General features: G+C 53.6%; 9 protein-coding genes. 5 read left to right on the top strand and 4 right to left on the bottom strand.

The window, feature by feature from the left end; genetic code table 11:
• Positions 1-55: 55 nt before the first annotated feature.
• On the bottom strand, positions 56-1,390 hold the full coding sequence (locus AB1L42_RS04160) for a hypothetical protein (protein WP_367051515.1): 1,335 nt from the start codon (positions 1,388-1,390) through the stop codon (positions 56-58).
• Positions 1,391-1,748: 358 nt separating this feature from the next.
• Here AB1L42_RS04160 and AB1L42_RS04155 point away from each other — a divergent pair, with 358 nt between their 5' ends.
• Entirely contained in the window at positions 1,749-2,687 is a 939-nt protein-coding gene (locus tag AB1L42_RS04155; protein ID WP_367051513.1) for a histone deacetylase, read from the top strand.
• 43 nt (positions 2,688-2,730) lie between these two features.
• Here AB1L42_RS04155 and AB1L42_RS04150 read toward each other — a convergent pair whose 3' ends face one another.
• Complete coding sequence (locus AB1L42_RS04150; RefSeq protein ID WP_367051510.1) at positions 2,731-4,971, bottom strand: HEAT repeat domain-containing protein; 2,241 nt, start codon at positions 4,969-4,971, stop codon at positions 2,731-2,733.
• A 422-nt stretch (positions 4,972-5,393) separates the two neighbouring features.
• Here AB1L42_RS04150 and AB1L42_RS04145 point away from each other — a divergent pair, with 422 nt between their 5' ends.
• The 3 genes from AB1L42_RS04145 (at position 5,394) to AB1L42_RS04135 (ending at position 9,231) form a co-directional block, all read left to right on the top strand.
• On the top strand, positions 5,394-6,641 hold the full coding sequence (locus AB1L42_RS04145; RefSeq protein ID WP_367051506.1) for a DUF1015 family protein: 1,248 nt from the start codon (positions 5,394-5,396) through the stop codon (positions 6,639-6,641).
• A gap of 92 nt (positions 6,642-6,733) precedes the next feature.
• The gene (locus AB1L42_RS04140) at positions 6,734-7,519 is read left to right on the top strand and encodes a DUF1080 domain-containing protein (RefSeq protein ID WP_367051504.1); all 786 of its coding nucleotides are present in this window, start codon (positions 6,734-6,736) and stop codon (positions 7,517-7,519) included.
• Between the two features lie 65 nt (positions 7,520-7,584).
• Entirely contained in the window at positions 7,585-9,231 is a 1,647-nt protein-coding gene (locus AB1L42_RS04135) for a glycosyltransferase family 39 protein (protein ID WP_367051502.1), read from the top strand.
• Between the two features lie 37 nt (positions 9,232-9,268).
• Here AB1L42_RS04135 and AB1L42_RS04130 read toward each other — a convergent pair whose 3' ends face one another.
• Both AB1L42_RS04130 and AB1L42_RS04125 read right to left on the bottom strand, forming a co-directional pair.
• The gene (locus AB1L42_RS04130) at positions 9,269-11,512 is read right to left on the bottom strand and encodes a UvrD-helicase domain-containing protein (RefSeq protein WP_367051500.1); all 2,244 of its coding nucleotides are present in this window, start codon (positions 11,510-11,512) and stop codon (positions 9,269-9,271) included.
• Positions 11,513-11,858: 346 nt separating this feature from the next.
• Positions 11,859-12,932 carry a hypothetical protein gene (locus AB1L42_RS04125; RefSeq protein ID WP_367051497.1) on the bottom strand — a complete coding sequence of 358 codons (1,074 nt, stop codon included), beginning with the start codon at positions 12,930-12,932 and terminating at the stop codon, positions 11,859-11,861.
• A 407-nt stretch (positions 12,933-13,339) separates the two neighbouring features.
• Between AB1L42_RS04125 and AB1L42_RS04120 the strand changes: the two genes are divergently transcribed.
• Entirely contained in the window at positions 13,340-14,680 is a 1,341-nt protein-coding gene (locus AB1L42_RS04120; RefSeq protein ID WP_367051495.1) for a hypothetical protein, read from the top strand.
• The last annotated feature ends 379 nt before the right edge of the window (positions 14,681-15,059 follow it).

Raw genomic sequence — 15,059 nt, 5'->3', positions numbered from 1 at the left:
CATCCAGGACAAATGCGTCGTTTCTTGGAAGTTCTAACAAACCAGAGTTGGAAACTCACTCAGGAATGTCCTGACCACCAGTTGTCAGTTTTCGGCTCGACGGAGGATTGCTGCTGACCCATGTCGAAAAGGCGTCGAAGGCCGATTTGCTCAAGGCTGGCTTTCCGGAGACGTTCGTCAAAACGGGAGTGAGCACTGGAAGTGCCTTCTCAAAAGCGGCTCTGACGTAAGCTTCCTGACCACCGAGACCGGGACGCTTCACCTGGTAAAGCAGCCCATAGTTGCGGATTTCCGCATCAGCTTGAGTGGCAGGTCGGAAGGCAAGATACACGCGGGAAAATGCCTGAATCCACAAGTTCGCAGAGGGAGCTTTCGAAAACCCCTGGCTGCGAACCATGGCTTCCAGGAATCGGCAGATCTCATGAGTAATGAGTTCGACGTTCACGGAAGAAGTGTAGGGGAGTTGTGTAATGCTCTGGCAGGCTTCTGCCCGGTTCACCCAGGTCTCCTGCTTGTTGCGAATCACGCTCATCAGTTCGTCAATGACGACAGGTTGCCCAGAGACGTTGTCGATCCGTCCAACAAAACCAAGAGCCTGAATCATTCGTCGACGATACCATTCCACTCCTTCGTCTGCTGAAGGAGGAGTGGCTTGAAGCTGTGATGTGAGTGCGTCAGCAATTTCTGATCTCTCAGTGCTGCTGGGGGCGTTTTGCCCGTCGCGACAGAGTCGAGTCAGCCCGTTCGCTGCGACGATCCGAACTTCCTGGATCTGTGAGGAGTCCTGCAAGATCTCAAGGAGAGCTTCGTAAACAGGATTGTACGGGACGGCAGGTGTCTTGGTCTGAAAGTCTGACGGTTCGATGCTGAGTTGAATCAGAAGGAGCGCGACATTCGTTCGGACTTGTTCACTCGGATGGTTCATGAGGTCTTTCGACTTCTCAATGATTTCATCCATCAAAGCAGCTCGCCCGCCTGCTCGATTAAGTGTGCTGAGCAGTTCAGAAAGAAAACGCTGAGTCACTTCGCGTGGGATCTTGGCCCGATTCTCAGGATAGGTGAGCAGAGACAGGTAATAGTGGGCCAGCTTCTTCAGCCCCTCAACCTGTTGCCGATTCGGATTGTTGGACTTCAGTCCGTTGATCTTGAGCTTTTCCTGGCGACGGAAGGTCTCTGAAGCAACCTGATCCATCCACCAGTCTGGAGGAGTCCAGTCATCCGGTTCAAACTCTTCGACGACTGCTTCTTCGTCAGCGTCCTGTTCACCATTCTGGGCGAAGACGATGGACGTCCCGCCGAACAGAAAAAGGGCGAGGACGTGCCAGGCGGTCACGAACTGATAACTCTGTCGAGTCAGTGGAAACACGCTGGTTCCCCCAAAAATTTGCATTTGAATTGTCCCACGTCGATGCGGAACCTATCAACGAACGTGATTAGGTGCGAAGATGGTACACGACATGACTTCACATTCGAAGCGATGTCAGTCGTCTCAAATCGGAATTCTTCAAGAGATGTGGATGGAGTCGAGAAGAATGATCTGTTCACTTCCTCGCGCAATCTTAAACTAGCATCGGCGAAAATCGGTTGTCAAGTTGTTTGTTCTTTACTGATCGGAGCTTACGTCGAGACGATAGGATTGCTTCTAGCTGTCACACCGGTTGTGAGTTTCATAGACGATGTAGCGGCCTCACGAAAAGTGCCTTTTTCGCGAGCCGGACTGACCAGAAGGCTCCCTGAAGAAGAGAACGATGACATCAGTTTTTACGTCTGAGCAATTCGAAAATCACATCACCGGAGCGCATCCAGAGAACCCGGTCCGCATTTCGGTGCTGCATGAGATGCTTCGAAAGAAGCACGACGCGAACAGTTTCCAAAGCGAGAGCCCAACGCCTGTCGACGAAGACTTCGTTCTGAAAGTGCACGGAGCGGACTATCTCAATGAGCTCAAGAAAACGTGCCAGGATGGAGGAGGTCGCCTCGATCCGGACACTGTCGCGAGCCGCGAATCTTATCCGACGGCGCTCCTTGCAGCCGGGGCTGCCTGCAATGCCGTTGATCGTGTCGTTTCCGGTAAGGCAGCAAACGCGCTCTGTCTGATTCGACCGCCAGGACATCACGCGGTCCCTGAACACGCGATGGGATTTTGTCTGCTGAACAACGTGGCCGTCGCAGCCCGCTATGCACAGTCGCAGTGTGAGTTGTCCCGGATTCTGATCATCGACTGGGATGTTCATCACGGAAACGGGACTCAGGACATTTTCTACGATGATGAAACAGTCACGTTCTGTTCCATTCATCGCCATCCATTTTATCCGGGGACCGGGGCGGAGACAGAAACCGGGACCGGAAGCGGGCTGGGGACGACATTCAATGTGCCGCTTGCTTTCGGAACGCCTCGAGAGGCCTATTTCCAAGCTTTCCGAAAGATGGTTGAGCGTGCTGTTTCGAAGTCGAAGCCTGAATTGGTGCTCATCAGTGCCGGTTTCGATGCCCACATGGACGATCCAGTCGGTTCGCTGGGTCTCGCGTCCGAGGACTTCCGCGAACTGACAGAGATCGTCACGGAAATGGCTGCCGTTGAATGTGGTGGCCGAGTCGTCAGCCTCCTCGAAGGCGGATATCAGCCGCAAGCTCTCGCCGAATCTGTCGAGATTCACCTCGATGGACTCATCGCTGCCTCAAGCTAGTGAGACATTTGCTCCGGCGAGGAACGAATCACTCCGTCTCGGTCTAAAGCTTCGTTGGTTCAGTTACTGGTTGCGTCGATGGCGGAGTCGAAAGGATCAGCTTGCGCGATCGTTGCTCATCTGGATGAAGCGATCCAAGCACGCTGGCGATGGCGGTTTCGAGATCTCCGTCATTGGTGTTTCCGCTCAAGGCCTGAAGTCGACGGAGAACATCGGGCTTCAGCAGGTTGCCAAACCGTTGCACATGAAAGGCCAATTGAAACCCAGCTTGTTGACGGAGTTTCATGTCCATGTTCGGAGATTCCATAATCTCGAACAGGTGCAGTTGAGCACTTGGTAGACCAATTCCTCCCAATGCTACGACTGCATTATCCGCCGCGACGGGATTGCTCGTCGCGAGTCGAATTTCTTCTTCGATGGGGGCGAGGTCGAAGATGTCGGACAGCCCGGTCGAGGCAATCCGTCGCAGCCAATAGCTCGCTTCACGAATTTGATTCGATCGCTGAGCCGGTGTGAGCGGTGGAGGGCTGATCTGAGCGAGAACCGGTTGCAGTGCTTTGTTGATTTCGACAGGTGAAGTTCCTTCGTCGATGTAGACGACGTTTTGGAACTCGTCTTGCAACAGATCGAACCGGCTTCGAATGGATCGCGGTCCATAAACAACCAACGGCAGGTCACGTGTTCGTGCATCTGCACGCAGGTTGGTCAGCGTTTGCGTCAGACCCCAGCGAATTGTGCTGGGATGCACGATTCCAAGCTCGATGTCGCCTCGTTCAGCAGCGATGCGAAATCCTTCCTGTCCGGTTTCGGCAACTGATCCTCGATATCCGAGTTCCTGGAAGATCGCAGCGGTGGTCGTTCCCCGCTGTCCATTCGGGTCAATCACGACACTCTGAGGGCGATCATCCGACTGAATGGCTCGACCGAGAATTGGAACAATGCGAGATGATCCGCGGAACGACTGGTTCGGCTCCCATTGCAGAATCGTAATCGCCGCAGCAAGTTGAACGCGTGGATGAGCAGAGTTGAGTGCTTCGACGATAGCCGGTGAGGTTGCTCCTCGGAGTTGATTTCGAGATCCGTTCAGACCGAGTGCATGAGCTGAAGATAGCGCTGAGCCAACGATCTGATTGTCGAGGCTGAGTTTCAAAACCTGTGAGCAAAACTCCGGGCCAGCTTCTACGGCGATATCGTGAGCAGTTCCGGGACCTGTTGGAATCGGTTGGTCCCAGCCAGCTTCTTCAATGTCGCGAACCATCATCGCTGCGAGAATCAACTCGGCCGATTCGTCGCTTGAGGGAGCCAATTCCGCAGAATCCCGAGCAAGTCGTTCGGCAAAGTAAGTGCTTGCGTTGCGTCGCGAGGTCACATTCTCGACCACGGTTTGCTCGTCATCGCTCCAGGTCCAGACTGGAATGTCGTTCATTTCTTCGTATTTCGGCGGCCAGTCAAACTGGTTGGCGAGGTAGTCGAGTGATGTCTTTTGCAGCTTCTCTGCTGCTCCGTAGCTAGTCACTCGGCTTGTTTTCGAAGGATCCTTATATCGGATTCGGGCAATGGCTTTGCGAGCGACTGCCTGAGTGCCCGGAGGTGAGTTCGGAGAGAAGGCTGGTTCCAGCAGCCAGATGACTTCGTCCTCTCCGCCAATTGCTCCCAAGACTTGAGCTGCGGTTGTCTTCACTTCGTCGATCGGCGATTGCAAAGCACCGACCAGTGGGTCGATGGCTGGTTGTCCCAATCGAGCGAGGGTCAAGACGAGGGTCTCGCGTTGTTCGGGAGAGTCGACGATGGCCTTGAGAAGTGGAGCAACGGCGTACTGGCCGAGAAGTTGAAGTTGTGTGGTTGCTTCATCGCGATCTCTGGCTGTCCCATTCAGCAACTTGATGAGATCCGTTGCGTACTCAGGATTGCCAACCTGAGTTTTCGCAGCTTCCGTCACGCGGGACAGCAATTCACTCGCTTCCGGATTGACCTGATCGAGTCGAGCCAGGCTGAGCAGGGCGCTCATGCCGTTTTTGTCACGCAGCGCGAGAAGTTGGCTGTCGTCGGGGTTGAGTTGTAAGATCCGACCGAGATAAATCTTCGCGAGTTCTGGTCGTGCCAGTTTGACGGTCAGCAAAGCTCCTTCGAAGAGTTCCGGGACTGTTGTCGGTTCCGAAGCCAGAACCTGGTCTCCCTCCGGAACGGCAAGTGGTTCCTCATCCTGTGCAAAGAGTGGAGAAATCGTCGTCAACGCGAACGTGGCGAGCAGTGTTGGCAAGAGACTTGACCGCCGACTGGGCATGACAGCAACTCCGGGGATGGGACACGAGAAACTCAGATCTCCCGAAGTGAAATTGATACGAGGCGCATCGATCTCCTGATTCGGGAGGTCTCCGTATCAAAGTCTATCGAATCTCGGAACCGTTTGCTTGAACATCGTCTTCGGAGGATGGGATTGTCAGCTGCGTTTGAATCATGAGATCAGCACAGGCGGGATAATCCGTACATTCGCCGGACGAACGCGGGAGCCCACGCGGAAACAGCCCAAACACGAATCTATGCGACGATAACTCGCTGCCTCTCAAGGGCTGCGAGGCAACTTTCCCGAATCTATACAATCTTCCATTTGAAAACTTTACGCATACTTGATAGGACCCGTCCCACACGCGAGCATGTTCGCTGACGCGTGAACGTTTCTTGAACTCTTTTAATGCAGACAAACAAATGGTGACTCTTCGACCGGTTCCCGTCGCACTCGTCCCTCGAAATTCTGAGGCAGCCACAGCGATCAGTGCTCCTAACTACGATGAATTTCAGAGTGATCGCGAGGTTTGGGACCTCCTGCAGGCCCGTCCGGACAACGTTCTGCGAGTGACCATGGCTCACTGTCACGTTGATTCTCTCGACAATGCTCCGGAAGAGGGGGGAGAAGAATCTCTCCGGCACTCTGCAGAGCAAATGGAGTTTCTGAAGAACCATGTAGGGATTCAGCAGCAGGAAAACGTGATCTGGGTGTACGAGATCACTTCTCCGCTTCGACCCAATGCTCCACAACTGGGGGTCGGCGGATTTGCAGCGACCAACGAAATTCGGACCGAAAAGACCCCGAACGGCACCATCATCCGTAACGAGGGAATTCGTCCTGAAAAGGCTCAGGGGCGAGCGAATTTGATCGAAGCGACGAATGCTTACATCGGAACCGTGAATCTGGCTGTTCAGGATCAGTCACAGAAACTTCTCGGTGAACTCGAGTCGATCGCAAAATCGCGTCCATGCGACTACGAAACAGTCGATGAGGGAAAGAATCGTCATCGCGTCTGGCTGGTGACTGAATCCGCAGCGCAGCAAACGTTGATCGACCTGTTGGCCGCCGAACCAGCCGCGTATGTTGCGGATGGAAATCATCGAAGTGCCGCAGCAGCTCAGCTGGGGCTTCCACACTTTCTGACAGTCTTCTTTCCAACGAGCCGCCTCGGACTCGAACCCTACAATCGACTGCTTCCGTTGAATGGTGTTTCTCCAGCGGATTTCCTCGCGAAGGCAGGGGAGCAGTTTGAAATTGAAAAGCTCGGGAAAGTTGCCGCTTATCGGCCTGAAGGTGTGCACATCATCGGCCTCTATCTCGACGGCGAGTGGTACAAGCTGACGCCCAAAGCTGGCTCGTACAATCCCGAAAACGCGGCAGAGTCGATCGATTCCGACATTGTGCAACGACACATCATTCACTCAATCCTCGGAATGTCAGACGCCCGGGATAAGCGAATCAATTATGTCGGGGGAAATAAGACCGCGAGCTATCTCGTCGAACGAGTTGACTCCGGTGATTTCGATCTCGCGATTTCTCTCGCTCCCGTAACCATGGATCAATTTGTCGACGTCTGTGAGCAGAGTCTGTTCATGCCTCCCAAGTCGACATGGTTCGATCCGAAAGTTCGAAGCGGTCTCGTGATTGCTTTGTTGGGCAACGAGTAAAGATGTTTAGGAGTGAGCGTGAACAGTCATTTGCAATTGTTCACGCTCAAAGATTTCGCACTTTCATTCGTCAGCTAGAAATCGGATTTGTCATGGCTCTTCATCGCCTGTTGATTGTCGCTTTGATCGTATGTCTCGGAGGGGAGATTTCAATCTCTGCGGACGAGCCGAACAGACTTACTCAAGAGGAACAGCAATCCGGTTTCCAGCTTCTCTTCGATGGTCAATCTCTCGACGGTTGGGATCAGAATGGAAACTGGGCTGTCGCGGATGGAGTGATTGCGCGGCAGGATCGCGGGGGAAGCTTGACTCACTCCGAAAATCTGCCGGACGACTTCGAACTGCGTTTCGAATGGAAAGTCGGCGAAGGCAGCAACAGCGGAGTCTATTATCGGCCGGGGCAATACGAGTATCAAATCCTCGACAATGCCAAACATGTTGATGGAAAGAATCCGCGAACGAGTGCTGCTTCGCTCTACTTTTGCATGCCACCATCACATGATGCGACAGCTCCAGTCGGTGAATGGAACCGTGGGCGAATTGTGTGTCAGGGGACAGTCATTCAGCACTGGTTGAACGGAGAGAAGGTGGTCGATTTTGATTACACCGATCCCAAGTGGGCGTCGAACGTGGAACTTCTCCGATTGAGAGGTGGCGATCTGGCCGCCCGTGGGGCTCATCTTTCGCTCCAGGATCACGGAGACCCGGTCAAGTATCGATCGATTCGTTTGAGATCACTGTCTGAAGAGGACTCGATCGATCACTCGACAGTGACTCCCGCAGTCATCTCTGAGGAAGCATTGAAAGCGGAAAAAGCCAAACTCGAACGCATTCTGAAGAGTCGAGCGAAACAGGCGGAGAACGCGAAGTCCGAGTAGTCCGCTTCGCATTCGAAGAGACCCAATGCGAGAGAAAATGGACTACGACGAGAGTCGCCATCGACTTGAGAAGTTTGTTTCAGGGAACAACCAAGAGTGAAGCAGTGACCGAAGAGATTCAATCCGAAACGTCGAAGGATCGCCGGCTCGGTTGGATCAGCAGGACGGTCGTTCTGGTGGCTTGTGTTGCCGGGGCAGTGGGCCAAATCTGGTTGTTGTGTTTGAGCGACTGGACTCTCGGAGTCGAAGGAGAATGGGCTTGGCCTCGATTTGAGACGCGATTGAGCATCGATCAATGGATCGCCGCCGGTGCCGCGATCGTCTTGAGTTGCCTCGTTTTTATCTGGACGATTCGATCGAAGAGCAATCGAACTACAGAACCGTCTCGAACGGCGTCTCTGGTTTGGAAGCTCGTCTTGATTCTCCTTGGGTTTGTCTGGCTGAATGCTGTATTGGCGATGCAAATGCCGCAAGGCGGACTGAGTCGCGCCGTGCTGGTGATGTTCTATCCCAGAACATCGGGTTACTTCTGGCAGGCAGCCTATGAAGCGGAGGACTGGAAGGAATTCCTCAGTGGATATTCTGAGCGAATCTCGGACGAATCCGACCCCGATACTTATTTGCATATCGGGACACATCCTCCAGGGCTGGCCATGACGCATCGGATGTTGATCGGGCTTTGCCGGTCGAGTCCGCTTCTCGCCACTGTTCTCGAAACGACTCAACCAGAGTCAGTGAAAGAGACGATGCTGTTCCTTCAACAGCATGCAGAGCGAGACGATGTTCTCTTGCAGCGTCCGGAGCTAGCAGCTTTGTGGCTGTCGATTCTCATCACGCAACTGCTTGTCGTCTTGACCGCGATCCCGGTCTATCTCCTGAGTCGCCGACTGGTTGATGATCGGGCTGCGCGAGTCGCGGCCGGGTTTTGGTTGCTTGTGCCAACGGTTCTTGTCTTCTTTCCAAAATCAGATGTCGCGTTCCCGTGCCTGGCCCTTTGGGTTCAGCTGGTCTGGCTGATTGCTCTCGAAGAGGACAGCCCGCTCTGGGGAGCGGTCACAGCAGTCCTTTTGATCACCTCTGCGTGGATGAGTCTCGCATTCATGACGATCGGAGTGATGTTGTTCGCGCAATTGATTCACCAAATCGTTCTTCATCGAAAAGGAATGCGGGCATCGATCGGAGGAACAACTGCCGGGTTGTTGTTGCTGTTTGGTCTGTTCATGGCATGGGAAGTCAATCTCGTTGGAATCTGGTTTCAGAACTTCCACAATCACGCCCTCTTTTATGATCACAACTCCCGGACTTACTTCTCTTGGCTCGGCGTAAATCTGCTCGAAGTTTCGACTGCGATTGGTGCGCCGCTTTTCGTCTTGGCGATCTGTGGAATCTTTTCGCTCCGCAAGCAGTTCCGAAACCTGACTGCGTTTGCGATTCTCAGTGGACTGGGAATGGGGGCGGGGTTGTGGATCAGCGGAAAGAACATGGGAGAAGCGGCGCGGCTGTGGAGTTTTCTGCTTCCCTACGGTGTGCTCGCAGCTGCGGTTACGCTCGAACGCTTCCTCGCTGAGCCGGTCACTGATCCATCTCAAACAAATGTTGGCGCGTCGACTCGAAAGTCTGCGTGGATACTCTTCACAATCTGGTCAGCACAAGTGGCCGTTTGTCTGGCAGCATCGACGATTGTCGACGGCTTCGGGTTTACTGAGTTGTGACAGCGTAGGAAGTGCGTGCGAGTGACCTGTCCCGCTGTCACTCTCCCAATGGCTGAAGAGGGGCCTTCGAAGCGACGAAGGTTTCTTTCTTGTCGTCGTTGGAAAAGTGAACAGTCACCGTGCGCCGCCCACCGTACCCAGCGACATCTGTGACTGTTCCACGACCATAACGGGGATGTCGCACGAGCATCCCAATTCGGAAACCGATGGGCATATCGACGGATTCTTTGCCGCCGTTCAAGAGTGAAGCACCTGTCATCAGCTTTGGGATACCGGGGAAATCGGGAGTTGATTTCGTTTCCGGGACAGGTTGCTGCCACTGCGTCGCTGCGAACTCTCCGTTGTCATCGACGTCAATGCGTTCGCATTCAAGTTCGCGGATAAACGGGCTTTCGATGGTTGGAACTGTCCGTCCGTGCATCGAGCGGATGCGAGATTCCGTGAGGTAGAGCCTCTCTTCTGCTCGTGTCATCCCGACGAACAACAATCGTCGTTCTTCTTCGAGTTCCCGTCGACTTTCACTCTGCAGCGATCGTTCGTGAGGAATCAGTCCTTCTTCGATTCCGAGCACAAACACGATGGGAAACTCCAGACCCTTGGCCGCGTGCAGCGACATCAACGAGACTTGTCCGGAAGTGTTCTCGAGGAAGTCGGTTTCGCTGATCAACGCTGTCTGTTCCAGGAATCCTTGTAAGCTTCGGTCGTCGCCGAGGGCTTCATCATACTGACGGGCAGCGGCAACGAGTTCTTCAACGTTTGCGACTTTCTCCGCGACTGCTTCATTCGGAGAGCCCTGCCATGGAGCGACGAAGTAGGTTTTATCGATGATCTCGACCAACAAGTCTCCGACAGATCCCGCCCCGGCCAGCGAGAACCCATTGATCATTTCTGCAAAGCGTCGAAAACCGACGATTGCTCGCTTGGAAAGTTTGGGAACTTCTGAGGCTCGCACACAAGCTTCAAGCGGAGTGAGGTGATTCAGTTGAGCCCATCGCAACAGTCGGTTCTGGGAAGTCTTTCCGAGACCACGCAGCGGTTTGTTCACGATTCTGAGAAAAGCGGTGTGATCGAGAGGGTTTTCAACCAGTCGAAGATAGGCGAGTAAATCCTTGATCTCTGCTCGATCGTAAAACGCGACTCCGGAAGCGACTTGAAACGGGATCCGATTTCGCATCAGCGCTGTTTCGACTTGTCGAGAGAGAGCATTGACACGATAGAAGATCGCGACATCGCTCCATTGGTAATCGCCAGTGTCAACGAGATCCCGAATCTCTTGGGCGATGCCACCCGCTTCCTCGCGGCTGTCGGAGAAGATCAGCAAGCGGACCGGTTGGCCATCTGCCTGAACAGTGAAGAGCTTCTTGGCCTTTCGCTGTCGGTTGCACGCGATGAGGCTGTCGGCTGAACGCAGAATCAGCCCGGTGCTTCGAAAGTTCTGTTCCAGACGAAGTGTTTGTGCGTCTGGGAAGTCACGTTCGAAACGCAGAATGTTTTCGATTCTCGCCCCGCGCCATCCATAGATGGACTGGTCAGGGTCCCCGGTGACGCACAGGTTCTGGTGATGTTGAGCCAGGGCAGCCACGATTTGATATTGAGCCGAGTTCGTATCCTGATACTCGTCGACGAGAATATATCGGTATCGCTGCGCGAGTTCCCGGCAGAGTTCGGTTTGCTCGGCCAGCATCAACGCGACGTGCATCAGCAAGTCATCAAAGTCGACGGCGTTCGATTCGAGCAACGCCTTTTGGTAGGCGGGGTAAGCTTTCCGAACGACTCCATCCCAGTGATTGCTCACTCCCTCGTCGAACCGTTCGTTGAATTGCTCGGGAGTGATCAGGTCGTTTTTCGCGTTACTGATTCTCCACAGCACTTTCTCGGGAGAGAAGTGAACGGTATCGAAGTCGAGATCGCTGAGGACAATCCGCAAGAGTTGTTTCTGATCGGAAGTATCGAGAATCGAGAACGAGGATTTGATTCCGACGACGTCTCCGTACTCGCGCAACACACGTGCACAGAAGCGGTGAAATGTGCTCACCCAGATGCGCTGGCCGGGCAGCAGGGCTTCCACTCGCTCACCCATTTCCTTGGCAGCTTTGTTGGTGAAAGTAATCGCGAGAAGGTTGCGAGGGTGAATATTCGCGTTCATGACGAGGTTGGCAATCCGCCGTGTCACGACGCGCGTTTTCCCTGAACCGGGTCCCGCCACGATCAGCAGAGGGCCATCGATGAAGCGAACTGCTGCGGCTTGCGATTCGGTCAACCCATCAAAGAGAGCATTCATAAGCGATTATTGAGCGTAGAGTTGTGACAATTGGAGGTTTGGGTGAGCCGGGAGATACCTGCAGAGAATCTTAGCAATCAGTTTATGAAAAAAACGTATTTCGAACGTATCAGTATTGATTTTCATCGCATGCGATCTAATATTCAGTTGCTGTCGGAGTTGGCCCGCTCCCGACAGTAACTCTTCCCGCAGCGGTTGGGACGGCCCTCCTGACCGCTGCTTTTTTTATGCGCCCATCCCGGTCGATGAACCAGTCTTCTTCGATGCGATTCTCTCGCTTCTGCTTCGACCAGATCGCTGATGATTGGCGTGTGTTGGCGAGCAAGTTTTGGCGAAGCATTCGAGATCACTCAGTCGACATGTTGGCGGTCTTTTCTGCGATCCACTGATCAGGATCTTCGAGGAATGCTGCTCTACATCCGGTGCAGCAAACCCAATATGTCTTGCCGTTGTGTGTCAGCGAGATCGTTCCCAGCCCACCGGAGATAATGCACTCGCGATCTCCATAGCCTTCATCGGTCATCGCAAACGAAGTTCCGTCTCGTTGGGTGGCGATGGTGTCAAACCGCAGGAAGTTTTTCCCAGACATCCGAGCGAGTTCAACGAGGTAACGATTGTTCTTTTGCTGATTGAACGTGACCTGCCAGGTGTCACGGGGTGACTCGCCATTGGTCTGCTGAAACTGAAGTTGATAGCGAACCTGCATCGTGCGGTCATCGCCTTGAAACTCTTCGACAGGATGGCTGAAGTCGCCATCGAATTGCCGCGTTTTGCCTTCGGGATCAACTGTTTCCAGTCGGAAGATTTCATCGGTCGGAGAATACGTCATCCGGGCCGTTCGAAAGTACGGGCTCTCGGTGCTCGTCATGACCAGCGATGGATATTCCGGATCGGTTTGAAAGTCCCAAACCCATTCTGGAGCATCGAGTGCTTTGAAATCTCCAAACTGTTTTTGTGTGGTCCCACGCCACTTTCCGAGCATCACCTGCACCGGTTTCAATGCATTGATAATTGCCCGGCGACTCGGAGATCCACTTTGCATCGCCACAGCTTCGGCACGATCTGTCGGTGAAGCGTTCGTTCCCGAAGAAGTTTGTCCCAGCGAGATTTGGGGGATGGGAGGCAGTTCATCAGCGTTTTGCTCGCCAGTGTTCGACTCTGAGTTGTCGACCGTTCCTGAATTCGAACTCGCTGATGGCTGCTGACTGGTCTGCGAATCTTTTGATTCAGGCTGCGGAACTTCAGACGGTTTCGGTGAACAGCCAGCAATCAAAACACCCGCGAGAAGGAGAACAAACGCGTGTTGCGGCCGATTGTGTTGTCGTCGAACCCGATCAACATGTTCTTCGACGTCCTCGTCCAACCGATTTCCCCAAATACATGCGGAATAGTGCTCCAGAGTTCGAATGTTGATCTTCATATCGAGAGGCTCCGCATGGAGGAAAAAGGTGTTCAGAGGAGTTGAAATGAAGTGTCGCGGCGAGGCCTGGAAGGTCAATGCTTCACGGCCAAGGGTTCCCTAGCTTCCCGAATAAGTCCTCGGCTGCAGACTCTGGGCAGACCCTAGCTCAAGACGACTGTCATCCCCCGTGTCATTGCACGAATGGTAGCAAAGGACGTTTTCGGACCCAAACGTGACGCGCAGAAGGGGCAGGTCGACTTGCGGCAACATTTGGGGTTTCAAGATGGCAACAAGACTTGATGAAAAATGGTGCGTTGTGGCCTCATTTGCAGCATTTACAAAATGGGGTTTGCGGATTCGTGGAGTGAAAGTAGACTTTGCCGAATTGTCGGGGCACTCAACTTCTCAAAAGGAAGGATTCCTGCATGGCGGACGAGGGATTTCGGTTTATTCACGCAACTGATCTGCGTCTGGATGAGCCATTGGTTGGAGTTGGGGCAAGTGGCCCGGGAACCGGTTCTTCCGGGAACATTCTCGGCGAAGACTCTCATACTCTCGTCGATGCGACACTCACTGCCTGGAATCAGGTTGTCGAACATTGTGTCTCTGCCCAAGCGGATTTTCTGCTTTTGACCGGGAACGTTTTCGATCATCGCTCGCTGAGTCTTCGCGCGCGGATTGCTCTTGAACGTGGTCTTCAAACACTCGATTCGAATCGGATTGAAGTCTTCATCGCTCCGGGAAATCTTGATCCGACGAGCGCCTGGAAGCGTCAAGTGACGCTGCCGGGGAATGTGTCGCTCTTGGGGACTGAGGAAAGTGATCCTGTCGCTGTCGTAAAACACGGGCGCATGCTGACTTCGATTCAGACCATCGCGACGACCGAGACTGAAGAGCCAGGATGGAATTCAACTTCCGGAAATGGCGAATCCAATACAAATGGCGGATATCGCATTGGTGTCGTGCCGGCCGGGGTGCCCGTGCTGTGGAAAAACGGTCATCCTGAGTCATTGAACGTTCCGGGAGCCTCTCCTTTTGCAGCGACTCTGGTGCAGTCGGCGATTCAAAACGGCGTGAATTATGTCGCGTGCGGTGCTGGGAAGCCTCAGCTTAAACAGATCGGACAAACCTGGATTCACGATCCCGGGCCGACTCAGGCCATCCGATCGTCAGTCGCGGGGCCGTGTGGCTGCAGCCTCGTTCATGTCGATTCACAAGGAAGAACGCGAATCGATTCACTCGCTCTGGCGCCTGTGCGATGGGAAACGTTCACCATCGAAATCGAGAAACAGGCAAAGCTGAAAGATATTGTTGAAAAGATGGCCCTGCAGGTGATGGGGCTGAATGTCAGCGATTCGGAAGATGTCTGGGTTCTGAACTGGCGACTCAGTGGGGAAGGGAAAGCGCTTGAGGCATTTCTGGATGCGTCCCAACTTCCACAAATCTGGGAACAACTGGAAGACGAACTCTCCGACGAAGACGGTCCACGCAGAATTCATCAATGTGAAGTTGTACAGAGAGTCTTGCGTGATCCGGTCAGCCTGGAAGATGCCACGGGGCTGATTCAGTCCTTGAAAGAACTGCTGGAAAGCGAAGAAACTGCCAACGCCGTTCACTCCGTTGTCGAGGATGTGCGTCGGGAACTGATTGAGGATCAATGGCTGCAGCGCGCGGATATGTTTCAAGTGCGTGAGGTGATTGCATCCGCAAACTCGGAAGACATGATTCAACGTGCACTCGATAGTGCCGGTCTGTATCTGGATTAATCCGGGTCAGCAGCAACTCAAAAGGGAGGCTATATATTCGAAGAAGAATCAATGAACGCAGAGCAATTTCTGCGATCGTCGTTCTTCAACGCCCCCCAAAAGAAATTCACTGTTCGTTAGGCGGAAGTCATTCGTCGACGAGTCCCCCCACACTGCCCATCACGTTTCCGTTGAGAAGTATTTGGGAAAAAGTTAGGCCCGAGTCGGGCAACCCAGAAGAACAATTCAGCAAAACCGTTCAGGTGAGTGTGCAGGACAGGGTGCTCACCTTTGAATGGACACCCGTTTCCGTCCACTGTCGAGTGTGTCGCCAGTGAGAGCCGGAGCGGTCCAAATTTGAGAACAAGACAATCCGATACGTGTTCAAAGGACTGGCACT

This window comes from Thalassoglobus sp. JC818 (assembly GCF_040717535.1).
Lineage (GTDB): Bacteria > Planctomycetota > Planctomycetia > Planctomycetales > Planctomycetaceae > Thalassoglobus.
The sequence above is the reverse complement of the archived record's forward strand: the minus strand, read 5'-3'. Positions and strand labels throughout refer to the sequence as shown.